This window comes from Deltaproteobacteria bacterium (assembly GCA_016931625.1).
Lineage (GTDB): Bacteria > Myxococcota > XYA12-FULL-58-9 > XYA12-FULL-58-9 > JAFGEK01 > JAFGEK01.
The window spans coordinates 16,267-38,258 of the sequence record JAFGEK010000081.1; the positions used below are offsets into that span (position 1 = coordinate 16,267).

General features: G+C 40.9%; 25 protein-coding genes. 18 read left to right on the forward strand and 7 right to left on the reverse strand.

Annotated elements, in window-relative coordinates:
- The first annotated feature begins 31 nt into the window (after positions 1–31).
- The 8 genes from JW841_07500 to JW841_07535 all read left to right on the forward strand — a co-directional run bounded on the left by JW841_07500 (position 32) and on the right by JW841_07535 (position 11,092).
- Complete coding sequence (locus JW841_07500; GenBank protein MBN1960777.1) at positions 32–565, forward strand: hypothetical protein; 534 nt, start codon at positions 32–34, stop codon at positions 563–565.
- A 33-nt stretch (positions 566–598) separates the two neighbouring features.
- Positions 599–2,296, forward strand: a complete 1,698-nt coding sequence (gene ggt / locus JW841_07505; protein MBN1960778.1) for a gamma-glutamyltransferase — start codon at positions 599–601, stop codon at positions 2,294–2,296.
- Between the two features lie 27 nt (positions 2,297–2,323).
- Positions 2,324–3,007 (forward strand): phosphatase PAP2 family protein, encoded by a 684-nt coding sequence (locus JW841_07510; protein ID MBN1960779.1) that lies wholly within the window; start codon positions 2,324–2,326, stop codon positions 3,005–3,007.
- A gap of 544 nt (positions 3,008–3,551) precedes the next feature.
- The gene (gene nifJ, locus JW841_07515) at positions 3,552–7,130 is read left to right on the forward strand and encodes a pyruvate:ferredoxin (flavodoxin) oxidoreductase (GenBank protein ID MBN1960780.1); all 3,579 of its coding nucleotides are present in this window, start codon (positions 3,552–3,554) and stop codon (positions 7,128–7,130) included.
- Between the two features lie 442 nt (positions 7,131–7,572).
- On the forward strand, positions 7,573–8,208 hold the full coding sequence (locus JW841_07520; protein ID MBN1960781.1) for a PilZ domain-containing protein: 636 nt from the start codon (positions 7,573–7,575) through the stop codon (positions 8,206–8,208).
- A 161-nt stretch (positions 8,209–8,369) separates the two neighbouring features.
- Complete coding sequence (locus JW841_07525) at positions 8,370–9,443, forward strand: PilT/PilU family type 4a pilus ATPase (protein ID MBN1960782.1); 1,074 nt, start codon at positions 8,370–8,372, stop codon at positions 9,441–9,443.
- A gap of 159 nt (positions 9,444–9,602) precedes the next feature.
- The gene (locus JW841_07530; GenBank protein MBN1960783.1) at positions 9,603–10,013 is read left to right on the forward strand and encodes a PilZ domain-containing protein; all 411 of its coding nucleotides are present in this window, start codon (positions 9,603–9,605) and stop codon (positions 10,011–10,013) included.
- Positions 10,014–10,021: 8 nt separating this feature from the next.
- Positions 10,022–11,092, forward strand: coding sequence for an ATP-grasp domain-containing protein (locus tag JW841_07535; GenBank protein ID MBN1960784.1), 1,071 nt, complete (start codon positions 10,022–10,024; stop codon positions 11,090–11,092).
- Here JW841_07535 and dnaJ read toward each other — a convergent pair.
- From dnaJ to JW841_07555, 4 genes are all read right to left on the reverse strand, one after another.
- Positions 11,067–12,146, reverse strand: a complete 1,080-nt coding sequence (gene dnaJ / locus JW841_07540) for a molecular chaperone DnaJ (protein ID MBN1960785.1) — start codon at positions 12,144–12,146, stop codon at positions 11,067–11,069. The genes JW841_07535 and dnaJ overlap by 26 nt on opposite strands.
- Before the next feature lie 136 nt (positions 12,147–12,282).
- Entirely contained in the window at positions 12,283–13,983 is a 1,701-nt protein-coding gene (locus tag JW841_07545; GenBank protein MBN1960786.1) for a protein kinase, read from the reverse strand.
- Between the two features lie 83 nt (positions 13,984–14,066).
- Positions 14,067–14,885, reverse strand: coding sequence for an EI24 domain-containing protein (locus JW841_07550; GenBank protein MBN1960787.1), 819 nt, complete (start codon positions 14,883–14,885; stop codon positions 14,067–14,069).
- Between the two features lie 75 nt (positions 14,886–14,960).
- On the reverse strand, positions 14,961–15,497 hold the full coding sequence (locus tag JW841_07555) for a PilZ domain-containing protein (protein ID MBN1960788.1): 537 nt from the start codon (positions 15,495–15,497) through the stop codon (positions 14,961–14,963).
- Between the two features lie 165 nt (positions 15,498–15,662).
- Between JW841_07555 and JW841_07560 the strand changes: the two genes are divergently transcribed.
- Both JW841_07560 and JW841_07565 read left to right on the forward strand, forming a co-directional pair.
- Positions 15,663–15,923 (forward strand): DUF4160 domain-containing protein, encoded by a 261-nt coding sequence (locus tag JW841_07560; GenBank protein MBN1960789.1) that lies wholly within the window; start codon positions 15,663–15,665, stop codon positions 15,921–15,923.
- A gap of 5 nt (positions 15,924–15,928) precedes the next feature.
- Complete coding sequence (locus tag JW841_07565; GenBank protein MBN1960790.1) at positions 15,929–16,183, forward strand: DUF2442 domain-containing protein; 255 nt, start codon at positions 15,929–15,931, stop codon at positions 16,181–16,183.
- Here JW841_07565 and ribD read toward each other — a convergent pair.
- On the reverse strand, positions 16,153–17,268 hold the full coding sequence (gene ribD / locus JW841_07570; GenBank protein MBN1960791.1) for a bifunctional diaminohydroxyphosphoribosylaminopyrimidine deaminase/5-amino-6-(5-phosphoribosylamino)uracil reductase RibD: 1,116 nt from the start codon (positions 17,266–17,268) through the stop codon (positions 16,153–16,155). The two genes, JW841_07565 and ribD, sit on opposite strands and share 31 nt — an antisense overlap.
- A gap of 134 nt (positions 17,269–17,402) precedes the next feature.
- Here ribD and JW841_07575 point away from each other — a divergent pair, with 134 nt between their 5' ends.
- From JW841_07575 to JW841_07610, 8 genes are all read left to right on the forward strand, one after another.
- Positions 17,403–18,083, forward strand: a complete 681-nt coding sequence (locus JW841_07575) for a leucyl/phenylalanyl-tRNA--protein transferase (protein MBN1960792.1) — start codon at positions 17,403–17,405, stop codon at positions 18,081–18,083.
- Positions 18,084–18,159: 76 nt separating this feature from the next.
- Positions 18,160–18,405, forward strand: a complete 246-nt coding sequence (locus tag JW841_07580) for an Arc family DNA-binding protein (GenBank protein ID MBN1960793.1) — start codon at positions 18,160–18,162, stop codon at positions 18,403–18,405.
- Positions 18,402–18,797 carry a type II toxin-antitoxin system VapC family toxin gene (locus JW841_07585; GenBank protein MBN1960794.1) on the forward strand — a complete coding sequence of 132 codons (396 nt, stop codon included), beginning with the start codon at positions 18,402–18,404 and terminating at the stop codon, positions 18,795–18,797. Before JW841_07580 ends, JW841_07585 begins: the two co-directional genes overlap by 4 nt.
- Before the next feature lie 312 nt (positions 18,798–19,109).
- A complete protein-coding gene (locus JW841_07590) occupies positions 19,110–19,328 on the forward strand; it encodes a type II toxin-antitoxin system HicB family antitoxin (protein ID MBN1960795.1) in 219 nt (72 codons plus the stop codon).
- Positions 19,325–19,558 carry a type II toxin-antitoxin system HicA family toxin gene (locus JW841_07595; GenBank protein ID MBN1960796.1) on the forward strand — a complete coding sequence of 78 codons (234 nt, stop codon included), beginning with the start codon at positions 19,325–19,327 and terminating at the stop codon, positions 19,556–19,558. The genes JW841_07590 and JW841_07595 overlap by 4 nt, the downstream gene beginning before the upstream one ends.
- Positions 19,559–19,611: 53 nt before the next feature.
- Positions 19,612–19,734, forward strand: coding sequence for a hypothetical protein (locus tag JW841_07600; protein ID MBN1960797.1), 123 nt, complete (start codon positions 19,612–19,614; stop codon positions 19,732–19,734).
- 53 nt (positions 19,735–19,787) lie between these two features.
- Entirely contained in the window at positions 19,788–20,297 is a 510-nt protein-coding gene (locus tag JW841_07605) for a hypothetical protein (protein MBN1960798.1), read from the forward strand.
- A gap of 31 nt (positions 20,298–20,328) precedes the next feature.
- Positions 20,329–20,976, forward strand: a complete 648-nt coding sequence (locus JW841_07610) for a nucleotidyl transferase AbiEii/AbiGii toxin family protein (protein MBN1960799.1) — start codon at positions 20,329–20,331, stop codon at positions 20,974–20,976.
- A gap of 7 nt (positions 20,977–20,983) precedes the next feature.
- Here the strand turns inward: JW841_07610 and JW841_07615 are convergent, their stop codons facing one another.
- Positions 20,984–21,301 (reverse strand): nucleotidyltransferase domain-containing protein, encoded by a 318-nt coding sequence (locus JW841_07615; protein ID MBN1960800.1) that lies wholly within the window; start codon positions 21,299–21,301, stop codon positions 20,984–20,986.
- 9 nt (positions 21,302–21,310) lie between these two features.
- Entirely contained in the window at positions 21,311–21,733 is a 423-nt protein-coding gene (locus tag JW841_07620; protein MBN1960801.1) for a hypothetical protein, read from the reverse strand.
- Positions 21,734–21,992 lie beyond the last annotated feature (259 nt).

Below are 21,992 nucleotides of genomic sequence, written 5' to 3' on the forward strand. Positions count from 1 at the left end.
TTCGCATTATTTTCTCGCAAGGAGCAAACAAATGGCTTCAGATGATAGCGATGATCGACCCAAACGCTCTTGGCGTGAAATTGACCAAATGCGCGAAAAAAGTGGCCATCGCCGTAACGAGCGTCCTACTGCTAATCCTAGACTTGAACGAACGCAAGCCTATCGTTCGTATAAAACGCAACTCAACAAGCTTTTTGATGGAGGCGGTTTACCTGATGTTCTTAAAAATAAACTTGCTGAAAAAGGGATAGGAAATGAAGCAAAACGTAAAAAAGAATTAGCTTCAGCTATAAGTGCCGCTAATAATTCCAAGCAATTGCAAAAAACAGTATCTGAATATAAAGAGTCTTTTAGCAATTTAGAAGACGAAGAAGCTTTAGCTACTATGCTTAATTCAGATAATGAAAAATTTGTCCTTGCCGCAATCATTGATATTGATAAATTGTTAAGTGAAGGAATTTTAAAACGCGGTGCGTCCCTAAAAGCTCGCTTAAAAACAGCAATAATGACCTTAGAATCACCACGAATAAAAGAACAGGCAAAAGAATTGCTTGATAAACTTTAAAATTATCGAGTTATTCAAGGTGGAGTTTTAAGCTTGGCAACAGCATACAATGATTTTCGTGTTAGTCTCACTTCTACAAATATTAAAGAGGCAACTTACGCACGTGGCAAAGGCGCCGTAGCCTGTGTCTCTGGCCCAGCAAGCAAACTTGCCATTCAAGCCTTACAAGACGGTGGTAATGCTTTTGATGCCGCTTTTACTCTAGCTTTTGCATTGTGTGTCTATCATCCCCAGGCTGGTAATATTGGTGGCGGCGGTTATGTCGTTTATCAAGCTAAAGGTGGTTCACCACAAACAATTAATTATCGTGAACAAGCTCCAGCAAATGCTTACCGTGAAGCTTTTTTACTAACCGATGGGTCACCCGATCCTGAAAAGACTTCCTTTGGCCCAACTTCGGTATGCGTTCCCGGCACCGTCAAGGCTTTTTTCACTCTGCAAAAACGCTATGGTAAATTAAAAGCGCAAGATTTATTGTTAAAAATCGCCAAGCTCGCTGAAGATGGTATTGCTATAACTCAATATGAAGCCACTTGTTTAAACCGCTTGGGTCCAAAGTTAGCGCATTCTCCAGAATCAAAACGTTTTTATGTGCGCTCAGAACCATTCAAAGGTGGTGATATTTTAGCAAATCAAAACCTTGCTCGTACATTAATCGAACTTGCTGCTGAAGGCGAGGCGGCTTTTTATCGTGGTCGCATAGCCGAAAATATAGTTAATGACCTTGCTAATAATGGTGGCTTCATTACTGCTGATGATTTAGCAAGCTATACATTACGCGAAAGCCTCCCTATTGTTATCGAGATGCGTGATAAACAAATTTGGACTGCACCACCAGAAGGTGGTGGTGCCATCCTACTAAATATATTAAATATTTTAGACTGCGAAGATTTTTATCAGTGTGCACCAGGCAGTGCAAATCATTATCATTATTTAGCACAAGCGGCGAAAGTTGCATTTATCAATCGCTTAGACTATTTAGGTGATACTAAATTGCAACAAAATGCTGTCTATCATAACATTTTTAGTAAAATTAATGCGACTCGCCTGTTTAACCTTATCAACCAAAACCACGACATCAAAACCGACGCATTAGCACAAAAAATCAGACAAAACCAAACAGCATCCACGCTCGATTCAGATATGAGCGGTAATAATACTACTCATTTCTCTATCATTGATGCCGATGGCAACGCTGTCTCTAATTCTTATACAATGAATCTACGTTATGGTTCAAAATGGAGTGTTGCGGGCTGCGGCTTTCTACTCAATGGCAGCATGGATTCTTTTTCGTTTATACCTGGCAAAGAAAATTACTTTGGCGTTATTGGCAACCAAGCAAATCTCTTTGCTTCTAATAAACGTCCAGCCAGCAATATGGCGCCAGTATTAGTAACTAAAAATAACCAAGTAGATTTAGTGATTGGTACTCCAGGTGGGCCAACTATTGCGACAACACTTGCATCAATAATAACCTTAATTTTATTTCACAATATTGATCCAGCCGAAGCGATTAAGCAGATTCGATTACATCATCAAGGTTGGCCTGATGTACTTTATAAAGAACCTGATAGTCTGGCATCTGAACTCAGCGATTCTCTCATGGCACTGGGTTATAATTTAAAAGATAAAGGCGAACCTATTGGTGATGTACATGGGGTGTTCCGTATTGCTGATGAATATCTTGCGGTTAGTGACAGTCGTCGCGAAGGTCAGTGTGCGGCTTATTAAGTAACCTCTTACATGCGAGTATTGTAAATGCGCACTTTGGCCAAAGAAACTATTGAAATACTACGTGAAGTATGGTCACTTTTACGTTTAAAACTCTCGTGGGTTATCATATTTTTATTAACCATAATAACTATGGCTATAGTTTTAGTGCCATACGATAAAATCTGGCTGGCTTTGATAACCCAAAAAGAAACACCATTTTTAGAAACGCTTGCTGATGGCTTTACGCTTTGGGGTGATTATCACACCGGATCGCTTGGTATTGGTGCGTTACTACTCATTTTAGGTGCGCTTTTTCGTAATACGCGTCTTCGTCGAGTTGCTTTAGCATCAATATTGGCCGCTAGTCTTAGTGGCCTAACAGTGAATCTTGCCCGTGGAGTCATTGGAAGACCACGTCCCATGGCTAAAATGCCTGATGGTCTTTATGGACCCAGCCTAAAATTTAAAATGCAAAGCCTACCATCCGGTCACTCTGCCACCGCTTTCGCTTCAGCAACAACCCTCCTAGTGACTATACCTATACTAGGTATGCCAGCGGTCGCTGCTGCATTCGCTGTGGCTTGGTCACGTTTATATCTACATCATCATCATCCAACTGATGTATTTTTAGGTGGAATTGTCGGTATATTAATCGGTCTGTTTTTCGCTATTGCAGCACGACGTACTTCAACCAAAACAAAGAACAGACAATTTAAAAAACTAGCTTAAATTTAAATATTTTTTCAAAGAAATTACAACGGTAATTTTATTTAAGTACTTATATAAGTACTTAAATATCACTATACGCTATAATTTAGAATTTGATTTTAGTGAATAATTTTTACCATGCTTTTGATAAGTTTTAGTCACATTCAGAATTTTTTACATTTTTTTCTATTGTCCAATAGAAATGACAAATTATTATATAGAGATCCTGAAATAGCTTAATTTTATTGTAAATATGTTAAAAAATAGCCCTTAATACGTTAAATTAATCATAAAATAAAATTTTTATAATATATTTTTGTTATTTTAAATAATTATCATGCTGCAGTGTAACACTTGGCAAACAAGTACATTATTTGCTAGTGTATTGCCCGTTTAAAAAAACGCAGATCTTACGTTTGCGAGAGCTGCGGGTTTTGTTGATTGCTGTAAGTTTTGCAAAAGCAGCGACCATCTAACCGTGTTTTTCGTAAAGTAGCTATCATGCTCGGTGCTTGCAGACGGCGTCCGAGTGTTATCTACTTCTTGGTGAAGTGAAGGAGAACCAATGTCCAAAAGAAGTATGGTCACTATGGACGGCAACGAGGCCACTGCCTCAGTAGCGCATCGAATTAATGAAGTGATCGCCATCTACCCCATTACTCCATCATCCACTATGGGTGAATGGGCAGACGAATGGTCTGCAAAGGGCAAGAAAAACATTTGGGGGCACATCCCACAAGTCACTGAAATGCAATCAGAAGGCGGGGCATCTGGTGCAGTGCATGGTGCCTTACAAGGCGGGGCTTTGACCACGACCTTCACAGCATCACAAGGCCTGCTGTTAATGATTCCCAACATGTATAAAATTGCTGGTGAACTATCTTCGATGTGTATGCATGTAAGTGCTCGCTCTGTAGCCACCCACGCTTTATCAATTTTTGGTGATCACTCCGACGTTATGGCTGTGCGCCAAACCGGTTTTGGCATGTTGTGCTCTAATTCTGGTCAAGAAGCGCACGACTTTGCAGCAATTGCCCAACGTGCATCATTAGACAGTCGGGTTCCCTTTTTGCACTTCTTTGATGGTTTTCGTACCTCAGCAGAAGTAAGCAAAGTTGAAATATTAAATGATGACGACTTGCGAGCTATGATTCCTAACGAGTTAATCGAAGCCCATCGTGCTCGTGCTCTCTCGCCAGATGAACCCATACTTCGCGGCACTGCTCAAAATCCTGACGCTTTCTTTCAGGCACGCGAAGCTTGCAATACTTTCTACGACAAATGTCCAGACGCCGTACAAAAGGCAATGGATGAATTTGCCAAGATTGCTGGTCGTCAATACAAACTCTTTGATTACGTAGGCCATCCGCAAGCTGAACGCGTAATAGTAATGATGGGTTCTGGGGCACAAGCAGCTCATGAAACCGTCGACTATCTTGTTGCTCAAGGTGAAAAAGTCGGTTTAATCAAAGTTCGTTTATATCGTCCTTTCGCAGTTGAAGCTTTTCTTAAAGCACTACCACAAAGCACTAAATCAATTGCAGTTCTTGATCGCACTAAAGAGCCTGGCTCAATTGGCGAACCATTGTATTTAGATGTAACCACAGCTTTGCGTGAAGCTCATGACGATGGTAAACGCTCTGGCAGCGAGCCTAAAATAACTGGTGGTCGTTATGGTCTTTCATCAAAAGAATTCACCCCAGCAATGGTCAAGGCCATTTATGATGAATTAAGCAAAAACCAACCAAAACGTCATTTCACCGTTGGTATCAACGATGATGTAACTCACTTGTCACTTGATTATGACCCCGAATTTGACATTGAACCCAAAGATGTCGTGCGCGCTTTGTTTTATGGTTTGGGCGCAGACGGCACTGTTGGTGCAAATAAAAACTCAATAAAAATCATTGGCGAAGATACCAATAACTATGCCCAAGGTTATTTCGTCTATGACTCGAAAAAATCAGGTGCCATTACCATATCGCACTTGCGCTTTGGACCAAATCCGATTCACTCATCGTATTTAGTTTCAAAGGCTAATTTCATTGGCTGCCATCAATTCACCTTTTTAGAGAAAATTGACATGTTAGCGCCAGCAATGACCGGTGCTACCTTCTTACTGAACTCGCCATTTGGTACCGATGAAGTTTGGCATAACATCCCCAAAGAAGTACAAGAATACCTCATCAACAAGAAACTTAAATTCTATGTAATTGATGCCTATAAAGTTGCAAAAGATACTGGCATGGGTGTTCGTATCAACACCATCATGCAAACATGTTTCTTCGCCATCTCAGGTGTATTGCCACGTGAAGAAGCTATTGCAGCTATTAAGCGTTCTATTGAAAAGACTTACGGTAAAAAAGGCCCCGAAGTGGTGCAAAAGAATTTTGCCGCCGTAGATCATACCTTAGAGCATTTGCATGAAGTTAAGGTGCCAAGTGAAATTACTGGTAAACCAATGCCGCCAACAGTATCTAAAGTGGCACCCGAGTTTGTCAAACGTGTCACTGCATTAATGCTTGCTGGTAAAGGTGACCTTTTACCAGTATCAGCATTTCCAGTTGATGGCACTTGGCCTTTGGGCACAACCAAGTGGGAAAAACGTAACATCGCTCTTGAAATCCCTACTTGGGATCCAGAGCTATGTATTCAATGTAATAAATGCACTCTCGTCTGCCCCCATGCAGCGATTCGTGCAAAATTCTATCCGGCTGCGCTACTTGATAAAGCTCCGGCAGCTTTCAAGTCGATTGATTTTAAATCGCCAACGACAAAAGGCGCAAAGTTTACTATTCAAGTAGCCCCTGAAGATTGTACTGGTTGTACTCTTTGCTATCAGACTTGTCCGACTAAATCAAAAACAGATCCAAGTCATAAAGCTCTTAATATGGCGGCTCAAGCTCCCTTACGTGAACAAGAGAAGAAGAATTTTGAATTCTTCCTTAGTCTTCCAGAGGCTGACCGTACCACCCTTAAGACCGATCTTAAGAGTACACAATTTATGCAGCCCCTCTTCGAGTTCTCGGGTGCTTGTACCGGTTGTGGTGAGACGCCATACATTAAGCTTGTCACTCAACTATATGGCGATCGTGCAATGATTGCTAACGCTACAGGCTGTTCATCGATTTTCGGTGGCAACCTGCCTACTACACCTTTCACATTTAACAGTGACGGTCGTGGCCCAACTTGGTCAAACTCGCTATTTGAAGACAATGCTGAATTCGGTTTTGGTATGCGTTTAGCCGTTGATAAAATGCAAGAAGATGCGCGGGCTTTGGTTACCAAACTTGGCAGCCAAATCGGTGATAATTTAGCTACTAAAATTATTAATGCTGATCAGTCAACCGAGGCTGGCATAGCCAATCAACGTCAACGCGTAAAAGAACTACAATCTAAACTTGTTGAGATTAAAACACCTGAAGCTAAGTGGCTCAGCAAGATAGCAAATTATCTGGTTAAGAAGAGCATTTGGATTGTCGGCGGTGATGGTTGGGCCTATGACATTGGCTATGGTGGCCTTGATCATGTTTTGGCCATGGGTCGTGATGTCAACATTTTAGTGCTTGATACTGAAGTGTACTCAAATACTGGTGGTCAAGCATCAAAGGCAACGCCAATGGGTGCTGCCGCTAAGTTTGCTACTGCTGGTAAAAGCTCGCATAAAAAAGACTTGGCTATGCTCGCAATGACTTACGGGAATGTATACGTGGCTCGAGTGGCTCTTGGTGCCAAAGATATACAAACCGTCCGCGCTGTTCAAGAAGCTGACAGCTATCCTGGCACTTCAATTATCATTGCTTATGCTCACTGCATTAACCATGGTATTGATATGCAAAAAGGCTTTGAACAACAGGTTGCCGCAGTAAACAGCGGCTATTGGCCATTGTTGCGCTTTGATCCACGTTTAGCGGCTCAGGGTGAAAGTCCGCTCAAGATGGATTCAGGAGCACCAAAGATCCCGCTTTCTGACTACATCATGAAAGAAACCCGCTATCGCCAAGTGCAACGAATGAATGCAGAAAACTTCAACAAACTTATTGAAGAAGCTCAAAAGCATGTCACCGAGCGCTATGCTCTTTATGAGCAACTGGCTAAAGCTATGTTACCAGCAAACTTAGTTCCTGGTGGCGCCAATAAATAATATTAATCCTTACCGCGCGCGAGTATGCGAACAAAGCATTTATCCATACCGTGCGCATGTCTAACAATGGTTAACAGTCAATAAAAGGGCGTCTATACTAGACATGATTACGAATAAGCTCACTTATAATTCCCAGTTCTTAAGTTTTCTGTTCTTTAAATCTACATTTTTATGTAATAATCGATTTTTTATCTTTAACTAACAAATTTGAACTGGATATTTAAAGAACAGGAAATAGGGAACTGAAAATGAAAGGCGATGATATAGCTGATAGACGGATACTTTTTGATGTTTTTATTTGTGATCAACTCTACTAATAAATTACAGACGCCCTTTTTATACTTAGGTACAAACAAACACATTATTTTTTGGTAAAAAATATTAAAATGCATTTTCATCTCGCATTTGCTATTAAAATGCGGATAAAATATTAGAACTGACCATGCAGCTTCGTCCTACTGTCCTTCTTGCTATACCTAATCGTAGTGCTTTTTTGCATGCATATTATGAGCGTGATGCTAGTGCTGGCGTTTGGGTCCCAGGAAACAATGATTTCAATTTAGGTACTCAAGTTGATATAGAAATTGCTTTTGCTGAAGAACAACTCGTTTTACATAGTCGCGGAGTTGTACGGTCAAAGCGCCTACATGACCACGCCAATTTGCGCGCAGGAATAGGTGTTGAATTTCTTGCTTCTGAAAATAAGACGCGCGAACTCATCTTAGCATTTGCTAAGGGTGAAAAAGAACTAGCTCGACGTAAAAGTCGACGTTTACCGATTGTTATCGATGTCGAAGTTACTTTACTTAAAGGTAATAAACATAATTGCACCACCGAAAATATTTGTCGTGAAGGAGTATTAGTCGCAAATATTGGCCCATTACCAATCGATTCGGTGGTAAAACTTGCTCTTAAACCACCAGGTTATAAAAATCCTCTTTTTATTGATGCAAAAGTCCGCTGGAATCGCGATGATGATAAACCTGCTGTCGGCTTCAATTTCTTATTTACTACTCCTTCAAGCATCAGCGAAATCGGTGAACTTTTAGGACTATTGCGCTCACGCCTAGCAAAATAATTACTATTAAATAAATATTAAAGTGTATTCGATCGTATACCACAGCTACTACCCACACATCTACTTGCAGATGCTACCAAGGTCCCGGTAAACTAAAATATATCGTGAGTGAAGAAACTACTGCTACTGAACCTACTCAAGAGCCTGCCGACCCTATAGTTATGGATCGTGCAGCTTTTGAGCGTATATTACAATTTGGCGTTGAGCGTGGCATTAGCGACTTGCATTTTGAAGTTGGTCATCCACCTCATCTTCGATTGCAAGGTGACTTACTACCAGCCAAATATCCCTCATTACGCCAAGAAGACACCGAAGCTATAGCTAAAATCTTGCTCGGTGAACATTTTGAAAGCTTTAAAAAGAATCAAATTGAGCGAGACGTAACTTATAGTATTCAAAATTTAAGCCGTTTTCGTGCAACTGTTTTTAAACAACAAGGATATATCGGCATTGTTCTGCGCGTTATTCCTTTAAATATCCGCAATTTTGAACAGCTTAACTTACCAACATTTCTTGATGATGTTTGTTTAATTCGTCGCGGTTTAATCTTGGTTACTGGTGCAACGGGTAATGGCAAAAGCACTACGTTGGCGGCCATGCTGCATCGCATCAACCAAACTAGGCGAGCTCATATAGTAACAATTGAAGATCCTATAGAATTTCTATTTCCTAAAGAAAAAAGCCTCATTATCCAACGTGAAATCGGCAGTGATACTAAAAGTTTTCGTGATGCCTTAGTTTCAGCACTGCGACAAGACCCTGATGTAATTATGATTGGCGAAGTACGAGATTATGAAACCGCAGAAATTTGTTTAAAAGGTGCAGAAACTGGTCATCTTGTTCTGACTGCAATTCATACTCCCGATGCTGTGCATACAATGCAACGCTTCATTGGTTTATTTCCTCCTGAAGATCATGATGCTGCCCGCATGCGTCTCGCCGAAGCACTTAAGGCTACGATATCATTGAGACTTTTACCAACAAGTGATGGTCAAGGACGAGTCCCCGCTGTCGAAGTAATGCGAGTAACCCGCACTATTCAAGAATGCATTCGCCAAGTAGAAAAATTAAATGAAGTTCCACATCATATTGAACAAGGTCGTGACTTGTATGGCATGCAAACATTCGATCAACACCTGCTTGAACTCCATCAGAAAAAACTTATTACCTTTGCTGTTGCCCGCATGGCAGCTACTAACCCAGAAGAATTTCAACGGGCGTTGACAATTGAATAATTATTAATTCGGACTTTAACTTAAAAAATACGCCGGTTTTTTTACATTTGTTTTAACCTCTGCCATGTTCATTCATAAAAATGGGTTAAAGGTGGCGATTTAAACTTGCGCGAGTTTTTATGTCATCACTTTTTCATTAACCCTACATCGGAGGAAATCATGACAGCCATCGCTCGTATTACTGAAAAAGAAAACATTGATTCTTTCGTATCTTCTTCAATATTTAACTGGCCTACGCGCGCTATCCCAAGCGCGGCCAACCGCCGCAGTTTGCCACGCATTAACGGTAAATTTGCAGTTTATCTGCATGACGATGAGTCAATCTTTACTGGCATTGATCTTTCATTTGGAGGTTTAATGTGCAGTGGTTCTACTCTTATATGGCCAGGTAATTACATTGATTTTGACTTAGTTCTTTCTGGAGAAAAAAACACGATTATGGTACGTGGTTATGTTGCTGAACTGGTGACTCATCACGGACAAATTGCAATACGCTTGCGTTTTGATAAAATAACCCAAGCCGCCCGTAAGCAAATTGCGCGCTGGATGGCTCGCACTCAAGGTGTCTAATGTCCATAATGGACGATGTCATTATTATATTCGGTAGCGATTCAAATGAACGACGAGTATCAGTAGCTTCTGCACAAAATATTGTGCGCTTATTACCACAAGCACGCTTGTGGTTTTGGAGTCCATCTGGTTCAATACATTTTACCGAAACCCAACGATTGCTCGATTTTGTCAATCCTTTTGAGAATGATTTCGACCCAGGTTCAAAAGCAATATATCCCACAATAGAAGCTGCTATAAATAGCGCTTCTTCTGCGAATACTTTCTTTTTAGCCTTACATGGCAAAGGTGGCGAAGATGGAATGCTACAAGCTTTGCTTGAAGCTAAATTTCTACCTTTTAGCGGTTCAAGCTCGCAAGCAAGTCATCGAGCCTTTGATAAAGTAATTGCTAAAAAACTAGTGCAAAGCCAAAATATTCGTACCGCTGAGTCTACCACTATTATCAGTGGCAACGATACTGAGAATATTCGCCAAATACTTGCTAATTGGCAACAGCAATATAAACACATCGTTATAAAACCAGTTGCTGATGGTTCAAGTGTTGGTTTGCATTTTGTAAATGACACAAACAGTCTCGATACTGTAATTGCGCAAATAAATGCGACGCCAAATATTACCTATCTTGTTGAAGCCTTTATTAGCGGTAAAGAACTAACCGTAGTGGTTATTGATACCGATAAAGGTCCTAAAGCTCTTCCAGGTTCAGAAATTGTAGTTGAACAAGGCCGCGCTTTTGATTTTGCCGGTAAATATCTTGGCAAAGGGACAAAAGAAATAACTCCTGCAAATGTAACTTCGAGTGTACATGCTCTGGCTGGAGAAATCGCAGTAGCAGCACATAAAGCAATTGGTTGCTATGGTTATTCACGCACTGATTTAATTATTAATGATACCGGTGCAATATTTCTCGAGATAAATACCTTACCTGGATTAACCAAAGCATCTTTCGTGCCCCAGCAATTAACTGTTGCTGATATTACTATGAGTGACTTTTTAATGCAGCAAATACAGCTAGCTCGCAGACGTTATGAATTTAAACAAAATTTGCCTTTCACGAAAACAGCCGACGTTTTTTAGTCTCAGCCTGCGCTGCAAATTCTTCGAGCAATTCGCGCTGTTTGCTGGTTAACGATTTTGGTATTTCAACTCTGACGATAATGTGCAAATCGCCACGGCCACCACCACGCAACCGGGGTACGCCTTTCTTTTTAAGGGTAACAACACCATTTGGTTGGGTCCCACTAGGCAGTTCGAATTCTTCATCACCCTCAACACTAACCACTGTCAACTTAGCGCCAAGGGTAGCTTGCACCATTGTGGCAGTAACTTCGGCAATTAAATCATCACCTTCACGTTTGAGCGTTTTATGGGGACGCACTCGAATTAACACATATAAATCACCAGCAGGATTACCATGTGTACCAGGTTCTCCTTCACCAGAGTAACGTAAACTCATGCCATCATCAAAACCGGCTGGTACTTTTACGTTAACTTTGCGACGCGCACGTTGACGTCCTTCACCACTACATTTTTTACATGGGTTAGTTTGTTTCATACCTTGGCCGCCACATGCCGGACAAGTTGTACTAATTAAAAATAACCCCTGACCATGAACTACCTGGCCGCGACCTTGACACATAGAACAACGCGTTGGTTTTGAACCATCCGCCGCACCACTACCCTTGCACTCATCGCAAGGCATATACTGATCGAGAGAAATTTCTTTTTGACAACCAAAAACTGCTTCTTCAAAATCAATAACTAACTTGTACTGTAAATCTGCGCCAGGTTGTCCTACATGACTGCTACGACGTGAACGTTGGCTAAAACCAAAAAGATCACCAAAAATATCACCAAAAGATGAAAAAATATCTTCAACACCAACACCTGAAAAACCTGAAAAACCGGCGCCACGCAAACCATCGTGACCACTACGATCATAAATTTGACGTTTTTGCGAGTCTGATAATACCTCGTAGGCCTCAGATGCTTCTTTAAATTTTCCTTCAGCTTCGGGATCTTTGTTACGGTCAGGATGAAAATCCATTGCTAAACGGCGATAAGCACGTTTAATATCCTTATCGCTAGCATCTCTAGCTACCCCAAGTACTTCGTAATAATCTCGCGGCATTAATGCCTCTTTCTATTTTTACATAGCGGCTTTTGCTCTGCCACCACTATTAGGCCTTAAAAGTTATACATAGGTTGCTAAAGCATACTGTCAACACCTAATAAATGTGTTATTTTTAAATTGTTTAATGGTTTAGCTAGCCTTTAATCTTATCTAGCACTTTACGCGCAACTTTAGCAGACTTGCCATTAGGTTCGACATCAATGCAATGACGATAGGCTTCGCGGGCACTTTGGTCACGACCTTGCATCCATAAAACATCTCCGAGCAATAAATAGGCACGAGCATTACGTGGATCTATGGTTAAAGCTTTACGTACGGCTTTTTCAGCATCGTTATAATGCCTTAACTCTATTAATGTATCGGCACGCGCTAAAATAGCATCAACATTATTGGGACGAAGTGTTAAAGCTTGCTGAAAATATCTTTCGGCCATAATATATTTTTTCTGACGTGCTTGCTGACTTGCTCGTTGAATCAACGCATTAAATCGACGTGGTTTATGGGTAGCTTTGGGTCGATTCCAATTAGAAACATCAAGCGCAATTGGACGAACACGTTCGTCAGCATCATTTGGTTTCTTTAAATAATCTTCTGGTGCAGTATTTTTTTCATTATCAAGTGATTTATGAGGTACTTGCGGATTTGATGATATTGACTGTTTAGATAAATCATTAATTATTACTGGGCGTAAATCAATAGCAGTTTGATTTGTATTATGAGCATGCATGGTTTGCCATGCCCATATGCCGCTGCCAACTAGCAAAGCTGCGCCAATAGTAACAGCAGGCCATATAATGCGTTTGCGACGCATAACTATCTCAAATCGTTGAGTTGGAGACATACCCATTGGTATGGCGTAAGCTGGGCGTTCAAATACACCTGTCTGTGGACCACGATATTCTTGTTCAATATCACCAGAATATCCGATAAGCCCTACAAGAAATCGGCCTAATCTTTCAGAGTCAACCTGTAATCCCGTGGCTCGCAAATGCAATTTTAGTTCGCGATAAAAAGCTACTGCATCTTGCGGACGTCGTCGCGGTCTTGCCGAAAGAGCACGATGCAAAATGTGAGAAAGCTCTAATGGCACTTCAGGATTAATTTCATGCACTGGCATTATTTGTTTGGGGGCAACCCCGCGCCGAATTTCTTCATCACTTAGCCCCTCATATAATCGCCGAGTTGCCAATAACTCCCATAGGGTTACAGCTAAGCCCCATAAATCAACGTTAGCGTTAATTGGGGCACCAACCAAAACTTCAGGTGGCATATAGGCAACTTTGCCCTTAAGCGTTAAATCATCTCGTTCTTCAAGAAAACGCACACGGGCGATACCAAAATCTCCTAATTTAACTTTGCCATCAAAAGTGATGTAAATATTTGATGGCGTGACATCGCGATGCACTAGTTCCATTAATTCGCCGGTTGGGGTTACTGCACGATGCACATAATCAAGAGCTCGTAAAACCTGCAGCGCAACATACAATGCTAAATCAGCAGGACAACGCAACCTTCGTTTTCGCAAAGTATCAACCAAAGAAGCTAAGTCAGTACCACGTACAAATTCCATAGCAATATAAGGTTGATTGTCGATTAGCCCTGCTTCAAATACTTGTACGACATTGGGATGACGTAAAAATTTAGCAATATCGGCCTCAGTTAAAAACATATCAACCATGGCACGTTCTTGTATAAGTTCTGGATGCAGGCGTTTCAATGCCAGGTCAAAAGCATAAGTTTGCGCATCTGGGCCAATAGTAGCTCGAAAAACTTCGGCCATACCGCCGTGACCAATTTTTTCTTGAAGCCAATACCGACCGAATCGTTGTGCCATAAATTTTTAACTAATTAATGTTAATATAAAGACTAGCACTTACAGTGCCAAGGCTCCAGCTACTCTTAAAATACCTATAAAAATTACTTAATTTTAGAAGAAGCGGATCTTTTGGCTGCCTCAATATCACAAAAGAGCAACGTTCCCCCTACCGCTGCTATTGGCAACAACATAAAGTTTAATAACGGTATAGCAAAAAGTAGCATACATGTGCTGCCAAATCCTAAACAAAGTAAGCGATGCCCACGCAGCCATCGCCAACGCTGACGAAATGGAACAAGTCTTCTCGCTAACGACAAACCAACGAATTCTTGAGCCACTAAAAGAGCTGAAGTCATGATACTTAATACTGCAGCAACCGGAGGCGCTGCTAACCCTATGATTAAAATAGGCAAATTAAATAAACACCAATAGACCAAACTCCAACCAAGATCAGCAATAGCCAAAAACACTGTAGTTTTCATGCGCTGAAACGTCACTGGTGCACTGGGTGAACCTAATATTAAGGTCTCGATGCGCTCAGAGAGAATATCAAGAAAAGTACTAGCTAATACTTGCCCAATCATCATCAAAAGTAAAACGTTGACCACCAATACTAAAACAATTGCAATAAACCACATAAGCCAACGTATTAAGATAGCAACAATAGACAACCAAAACGAATCTGCAGCCCATGCTGAAATATCAGCTACCCAACCAGAAACGTGGGGTAATAAAAACATAAAAGAGATAACACAAAGAATAATAAATAAGGCGCTGCCAATTAAAGTTGGGGCTGCGGCCAAATGCCACAAGCGCTGTTTAACAATAAAACGCAAACCATCTATTGGGTATAACGCACCACGAATTAGTTGAGTAATAATGCCGCGAGGTAAAGGCTTGGGACCAAGTATTTCACTCATAATTGCTCCATTGTTACCACTGCACTTTTTTCATCTTCTTGATTAGGGGATGTCCCTAATTAATACATCATATTTTTATGATAACAAGATCTGATGTTTAGGCACCGCAACTCCTAAGGTTTCGTAAGTCTCAGCCAATAAATTTGCAAATGGTGTTTTATTGGTAAAAATATGCGCCAAATGCGGAAAACGTGTCGCTAACACATTTTCTTCATGGTCTTTTAATGTCGGATCCCATAAGCGACGACGGCGATCAAGAAAACGATAAATTGCCATACTCGCGCCAGATGCAAGGCAACAAAATCGTATGCCAATTAAAACTTCATCATTTTCATTTATATCTAGCGTAATAATTTGCCCGCCGGTGACAATATGTTCACGACTATCAGGAATGATAAATGATAAATCTAAATAAGTCCCTGGCCAAATAGGCTTTTCACTAATGCAACGAATTCCACCTAAACTTACATCAAAAGCCCAAAAAGCCGGTTTATGTGCACGCGCCTCTACCAACATATATAAAGGACCACGTGCTGATAAGCGACGATTGTCAACTTTGTTAATGTTGTTTAAGGCAACCGCAGAACTATGAGCTGTAGATGCAGCAAACATGAGAATTCGCTCCTAAAGCAAAGGCATATATTGCAAGCTAGCGTCTCATTGAGTTTGCCAAAGGTCAAAAAATAGGCAATGATATTGACTGAATGTCGAAAATATATAACTTAAAAATTTATTTCATATTATACAGCGATAAATTAAAAGTATTGGGGTTTCTTAATGCCAGAAATATCGCGTTTTTTCGGTATAATTGTGCGACTATTTTATGATGACCACAATCCTCCTCATATTCATGCTGAGTTTCAAGGAGATAATGTGGTTTTAGATTTTAAAGGCAATGTATTAAATGGAGATCTTCAATCGCGAACCGCTTTACGTTTGTTGCGTGAATGGATTGATATTCGCATTGCTGAATTAGAAGAAGACTGGCAATTAGCAAAATCTGGCCACACCATTAAACCCATTAAACCGCTGGACTAGTAAAAATGTGGAATTGTAACAAAGTATCCCATATAAAATATCAACACGATTATATTTATCAAATTGTTTTTGATGATGGTCTCGAAGGATTGGTTGACTTTGCTGAGTATTTAACACGGGGGCCAATTTTTGATGCATTAAACGATGTTGCATTATTTCGTTCAGCTCGCATTGAAGGTGGTACAATAGCCTGGCCAAATGGTGCTGATGTTGCACCAGAAACATTATATCACAAATTAGAATCTCTAATATTTATATAGCCTACAACTTCGATATCACCATCAACTTGTTTTATTTTACAGCGTGACAATCGCATACTCTCGCTAAGCAATGCACAACCCGTACCGCCAACAGCATTAAGCGATTGCTCACCCCCAATAATTCGCGGTGCAATAAAGGCATGCACTTTATTAATTAAACCGGCATCAAAAAAACTGCCTAACAAAGTTGGGCCGCCTTCGATTAACAACGAGAGAATTTCACGCTGCCCCAGTAGTTTAAGTAATGCGGCAACATCAATACGACCATTATTAGCCGGGCAAACTAAAATTTCAGCCCCAGCATTCGCCAGTTTTTTTAAGCGAGAAGTCGGGGCATGTTGACTAACTATAATCAATGTAGGTGCACTCTGGCGCCGCTTTTTTTGTTGATGAATTTGAGCTTGATGCAATATTTCGGCGTTAAGCGGAGTGCGTGCATTGGTATCAACTATAATGCGAATAGGGTCACGACCCAAACGTACCCTGCAAGTGAGCGCCGGGTTATCAGCTATTACTGTACCAACCCCCACCATGATTGCGTCAAGATCAGCGCGCAACTTATGCCCAGCTTTGCGCGCTGCAAGACTAGTTATCCAACGTGAATCACCAGTATGGGTGGCAACACGACCATCAAGACTTGCAGCTAGCTTAGCAACTACCCATGGTCGCTTTTTATGCATATAGTGCACAAAAGCTTCATTTTGTTGGCGGCAATCTTGACCCAATAAACCGACAGCTACCTCAACCCCATGTCGACGTAAAAAACGCACTCCCTTTTTATGCACCAAGGGATTAGGATCTAACATACCAATAAATACACGACCTACGCCTGCATTAAGTAACGCTTGCGCGCATGGCCCTGTACGACCAGTATGATTACATGGTTCAAGCGTAACAAAAACATCAGCCCCGCGCGCCTTTGCCCCAGCAGCTTTTAAAGCCATGATTTCAGCATGAGCTAAACCCACACCTGCGTGATAGCCGGTAGCAATAACCTTGCCTTGCTTAGCAATTACACAACCCACCATGGGATTGGGATGGGTATGGCCGCGTCCATGTTCGGCTTTTTTAATAGCCAATTGCATAAGTTCGATTGCTGAGTGGCGTTTATTTGTTTGCATATGAGTTGCGTTTATTATCACAAAGCAATTAGGTTGGTATGAATTATTTAGGGACACCCCTATATGGAGAAGTATTTCAACAGTTCAATGACAGTTCAATGAAGCCTTCATTTTTTCCCAATCCGCGCCTAGCTGACCATCATGGCTTAGTCGCAGTAACTGATTCTCTTAATGTTGATTTGCTTTTAGATGCTTATACTCATGGCATCTTTCCGTGGTCAGAAAACCCGGTACGTTGGTATTCGCCTGATCCACGCGCCATATTTTTACGCAACCTAATTCGTATGCCTCATCGGCTTGGTCGCACGTTACGAAAACAAAACCTAAAAGTTACCTTTGACCAATCTTTTAGTGCGGTTATGCAAAACTGTGCCAAACAACACCGTGAAAGCGGTGAATGGATAACTCCAGGATTTATTTCAGCCTACAGTGCGTTGCATCATAAAGGATATGCCCATAGTGTTGAAGTATGGCAAGACACACAATTGGTAGGCGGCTTATATGGTGTGCAGCTTGGCGGTTTGTTTGCTGGTGAGTCAATGTTTCACTTGGTGCCAAACGCCTCAAAAGTGGCTTTTGCTTATTTGGTGGCGCATTTAGATGTGATTGGCACCCTACTGTTTGATTGCCAGGTAATTAATGACCATACCGAGCGTTTAGGTGCGGTTTGTGTTAGACGCAATGATTATTTAGCAGCTTTGGCTATTGTGGTGCATCAAAAATGCCGTTTTAATAGCCAAAAATGGCCGAGTGAGCCTTTGGCACCAGCACCAATTTAGTTAGCACCAATTTAGACCAATTTAGAAAGGTATTATTAAATTTGACAATAATGCAAATTGCATGCATAATACATGCATGCGTTCATTACAAATACGTGAATTGCCTGATGAAATTTACACCAAGCTAAAAATACGTGCTCAAAGTGAACATCGGAGTTTAGCGCAAGAAGCCATAGCCATACTTGAGCGTAGCTTAGCTATTGAACCAATGGCACGCCAACGCCGAGCAGCAATTTTATATTCAGCGCAACAACAGCCTATCAAATTGCCTACAAATGCACCTCGGCCTGAAGAACTAATAAGAGCGGATCGCGAGCGATGAAAGTAGTTCTTGATGCTAGCGTGGGTATTATGCTTGCCGTGGCCAATGAAAATAAAAAGCTACAAGATATAGTCAGTAAAGCCGAGTGGGTTTTTGTTCCGCATTTATATGGTTTTGAAATAGCCAACACTATTTGGAAATACGCTAAGGCAAAAATATGGCAAGAAGAAGAATGTGAAACAGTATTACAACGAGCTTTGTCTTTACCTGATGAATATATAGCAAGTAAAATATTAGCCAGCGAAGCTCTCGCATTGGCACAACAACAAAGTCATTCTGCTTATGATATGTTTTATTTAGTTCTCGCACGTCGTTATAATGCACTACTAGCAACGCTAGATAAAAAACTTGCAAAGATTGCTGCCACCATAAACATCAAAATTATAACTTAGTGCCCCAGGTACAAAAACAGATTCAGCTTCAGCTTCATCTTAACCAAACACCTCAAAAGTGGCTTTTGCTTATTTGGTGGCCTCTTCACTTCATCTGGTGCCAAACGCCTCAAAAGTGGCTTCTGCTTATTTGGTGGCGCATTTAGGTTTTTTTAGAATTTGGACATCGTCCACTTGTAAAAGCCAGACTAATTAATAATAATACCAGGAAATGCGCCATTCTAAGCGTAAGCGGGAATCCATTCTTAAAAGCGCCCAAGCCTGAGGCAAATTGTAGTTTGTCGTAAATACAACAGGAGTATCGGGGTTATAATGAAACGTTCATTCACTATGGTTGTAGAGCGAGACCCAGACAGTAAATGGCTTGTGGCCGAGGTTGTTGAGTTGCCAGGCTGTTATACCCAGGCCAAGGATATGCGCACGTTAGAGGCTAATGTGCAGGAAGCAATCCGTGCCTATCTCAAGACCGCCATGATCAAGAAGCCAGTTGTGGATTTCGTTGGTACTTGGCGTATCGAGGTGTCTGCGTGACCAAGCTTCCGGTCATTCCATACCGTCGGCTAAAAAAAATTGCCGAGCTTGCTGGCTTTACCTGGATAAACTGCGAAGGTAGCCATAATACCTTTCGTAACGCCCAGGGTAAAACCATTGTCATTCCTAATCACGGCCATCATGTCATCGTGAGACCGCTTCTTCGCAAGATCCTCCGCGACCTCGGTATTACCATCGAAGAATATCAGCATTTATTGCGTAAATTCTAAAGCCTCAGCTAGCTCGGTCTGTGTCAGCTTCATCTTAACCAAACGCCTCAAAAGTGGCTTTTGCATATTTAGTGGCGCATTTAGATGTGATTGGCACCCTACTATTTGATTGCCAGTTAATTAATGACCATACCGAGTGTTTAAGTGCGGTTAGAAATTTAGACCTAGACCAATAGGCGGTAACGCAGTCTTGCATTAATACTTAAAATGTCTATAATTAAATTAAATTATGTCTATTAATGATTTCAATACATCATTAGCACATGCAGAAGCTCGGCTTGCTACAGCAAAATTACGCCAACGTTCGCGCGCCGATCGAGGCAAAATGCGCATTAGCCAGGTCACAATTACCAAATTACAAGAATTGACTTGTGGTTACCTGCAACCACGAATGACCGCTATCATGCAGCAACTTCAAGATTATTGTCGCCTTCACCATGAAAAAGTTCCTGCCCGAGCAACGGTTTATAATGCTTTGATAACTCTACCAACCACTCAATATAAGGTAGCAACGCTGCCAGCAGAAGTGCGCCAAGCCCTATATAATATGAACGCTGAATCAATAGTGCCCGGCCATCAGCTAGCTTTTTATTGCCTCAATTATGGTAATGCACGGGCTATTTCTTTTACTGCCTCACTGCCTTGGTTAGCGCTGTATCAAGCACAACGCCAACGAGGTTGGCATAAAAAAAGCCTAGGTTTATTAACCGCGATTTTACGAGCACGACGAAATTTATAGCAATTTGTTTGTGAATAGGAGCAAGCAAAAGATGCCCTACGAACCAGCACAGGTAATACCTGCCTCATTGTCCACTATAGTCGATGATATTCCCTATTGGTTTGTCATTGGTGGTCAAGCAGTGCGTTGTTTATGCCCCTATCGCCCAAGCAGAGACGTTGATTTTGGCGTTGAAAATGTAAAAAATCTCGATGCCTTAATGGCAGTACTGCAACAACGTGGCACAACTGAAATACTTGAACGGTCAAACGACACTGTGCACCTTTTATGCAACGATATAAAAATTTCTATTTTTTCTTTGCCTATATTGCAGCCTTTTATTGAAGGAAAGCGTTTAGGCGTAACTGGCATTCTTGCAACTAAAATGCATGCAATTATCGACCGGGGCTTGCGACGCGATTTTTTTGATTTATATGTTGTGCTACAAAGTCAAAAACTAAGTATAAACGATTGCCTTACCGCCTTACGCACTGTTTATAATAAAACAGTACCAGACGGATTGTTATTAAGGGCCCTAACTTATTTTGACGATGCCGCGCGTGAAGCTGCTTTGCCAGGTGAAGGAATAAACGATTTTTCTATCATCAAAGATTTTTTTATTGCTAAAGTTGGCAGTCTAATTACACCGCCGCATAAAACCTTAGCGATTCAATCACAGCAAATTGATATTCATGATTGATATAGTATTATAAAATAGCAACCGCCTCTTTTAAGGCTTGTTGCCAAAATGGCTGAGTCATAGCCGTTTGTTGATCGATAATACTTATATCAACCCGTTGGTCATCAAGTAATTCGCGCAGTTCAGAGCGGAAATAATGCAACCTTTTTCTTAAAAGTGCTGCTGTTTCTGGCAAGGCAGTAACTATGCAGATATCAATATCTCCACCTTTTGTTATATCATTAAGACGACTGCCAAAAAGCCATGCTTGACTATCATCATATGAAGATAGTTGTGTTTTTAAATATTGGTGAATACTATTAATTTCATTTGGTAAAAGACGCATAAATTAAACTCAAATTTTTTTCTCAAGTAATAATAAGCGCGGTGCCGTATCTTTTAATGTATTAAACATGACTTCAGTATCTTCATCAGTGTATTCATGAGCAATTATGTTGCGCAATTCGCGCAAAGCCATCCATTCATGTGCTGAATCAATAAGGCCTAGTTTTTCTGCTTGATTGGCAAAATCTCGTAAAGAGCCATTAAAACCAGGGTCGTCTTTAAGCACAAAAGCCCTTACATATTTAGCAAGAAACAAATCAACTACGCGGGCATGTCTTGCTGCAAAACTCTCCCAGCTTTCTAGTTCAGCTTCACTTAAATTTTGTACTTTGGTATTGGCGTTGCTAATTTTGCTAAAACTATAGCGCAAGTGCTGCAATGCTTTTTGCAAGCGCAATTTATACATTTTCAGTAATGCGTCATAATCTTTCATAACATTTCTTATTTACTACAATAATATACCAAAATGAATATCTTAAACTTTGTCTGAATGTTAAAGCTTTATAGTGAGGTTAGGAACACCCCCTGAATAGACTTTACGGGGCTTCGCTAATTCTCAATAAAGATCAAAAGCGGCAAAAAAAGCGATCGCCGTAAAGCTAACTACCTGAAATTGCGTATCTATAAACATGGTTTTTTTAATTAATTTGTATATCACCAATTGGTGTTCGCTCAGACAGGCTTCGCGAACA

Excerpts from the sequence above, each read along its gene's own strand:
- JW841_07500 (MBN1960777.1), top strand. The coding sequence starts at position 32 with ATGGCTTCAGATGATAGCGATGATCGACCCAAACGCTCTTGGCGTGAA.
- JW841_07510 (MBN1960779.1), top strand. The coding sequence starts at position 2,324 with ATGCGCACTTTGGCCAAAGAAACTATTGAAATACTACGTGAAGTATGG.
- nifJ (MBN1960780.1), top strand. The coding sequence starts at position 3,552 with ATGTCCAAAAGAAGTATGGTCACTATGGACGGCAACGAGGCCACTGCC.
- JW841_07520 (MBN1960781.1), top strand. The coding sequence starts at position 7,573 with ATGCAGCTTCGTCCTACTGTCCTTCTTGCTATACCTAATCGTAGTGCT.
- JW841_07525 (MBN1960782.1), top strand. The coding sequence starts at position 8,370 with ATGGATCGTGCAGCTTTTGAGCGTATATTACAATTTGGCGTTGAGCGT.
- JW841_07530 (MBN1960783.1), top strand. The coding sequence starts at position 9,603 with ATGACAGCCATCGCTCGTATTACTGAAAAAGAAAACATTGATTCTTTC.
- JW841_07535 (MBN1960784.1), top strand. The coding sequence starts at position 10,022 with ATGGACGATGTCATTATTATATTCGGTAGCGATTCAAATGAACGACGA.
- dnaJ (MBN1960785.1), bottom strand. The coding sequence starts at position 12,146 with ATGCCGCGAGATTATTACGAAGTACTTGGGGTAGCTAGAGATGCTAGC.
- JW841_07545 (MBN1960786.1), bottom strand. The coding sequence starts at position 13,983 with ATGGCACAACGATTCGGTCGGTATTGGCTTCAAGAAAAAATTGGTCAC.
- JW841_07550 (MBN1960787.1), bottom strand. The coding sequence starts at position 14,885 with ATGAGTGAAATACTTGGTCCCAAGCCTTTACCTCGCGGCATTATTACT.
- JW841_07555 (MBN1960788.1), bottom strand. The coding sequence starts at position 15,497 with ATGTTTGCTGCATCTACAGCTCATAGTTCTGCGGTTGCCTTAAACAAC.
- JW841_07560 (MBN1960789.1), top strand. The coding sequence starts at position 15,663 with ATGCCAGAAATATCGCGTTTTTTCGGTATAATTGTGCGACTATTTTAT.
- JW841_07565 (MBN1960790.1), top strand. The coding sequence starts at position 15,929 with ATGTGGAATTGTAACAAAGTATCCCATATAAAATATCAACACGATTAT.
- ribD (MBN1960791.1), bottom strand. The coding sequence starts at position 17,268 with ATGCAATTGGCTATTAAAAAAGCCGAACATGGACGCGGCCATACCCAT.
- JW841_07575 (MBN1960792.1), top strand. The coding sequence starts at position 17,403 with ATGAAGCCTTCATTTTTTCCCAATCCGCGCCTAGCTGACCATCATGGC.
- JW841_07580 (MBN1960793.1), top strand. The coding sequence starts at position 18,160 with ATGCGTTCATTACAAATACGTGAATTGCCTGATGAAATTTACACCAAG.
- JW841_07585 (MBN1960794.1), top strand. The coding sequence starts at position 18,402 with ATGAAAGTAGTTCTTGATGCTAGCGTGGGTATTATGCTTGCCGTGGCC.
- JW841_07590 (MBN1960795.1), top strand. The coding sequence starts at position 19,110 with ATGAAACGTTCATTCACTATGGTTGTAGAGCGAGACCCAGACAGTAAA.
- JW841_07605 (MBN1960798.1), top strand. The coding sequence starts at position 19,788 with ATGTCTATTAATGATTTCAATACATCATTAGCACATGCAGAAGCTCGG.
- JW841_07610 (MBN1960799.1), top strand. The coding sequence starts at position 20,329 with ATGCCCTACGAACCAGCACAGGTAATACCTGCCTCATTGTCCACTATA.
- JW841_07615 (MBN1960800.1), bottom strand. The coding sequence starts at position 21,301 with ATGCGTCTTTTACCAAATGAAATTAATAGTATTCACCAATATTTAAAA.
- JW841_07620 (MBN1960801.1), bottom strand. The coding sequence starts at position 21,733 with ATGAAAGATTATGACGCATTACTGAAAATGTATAAATTGCGCTTGCAA.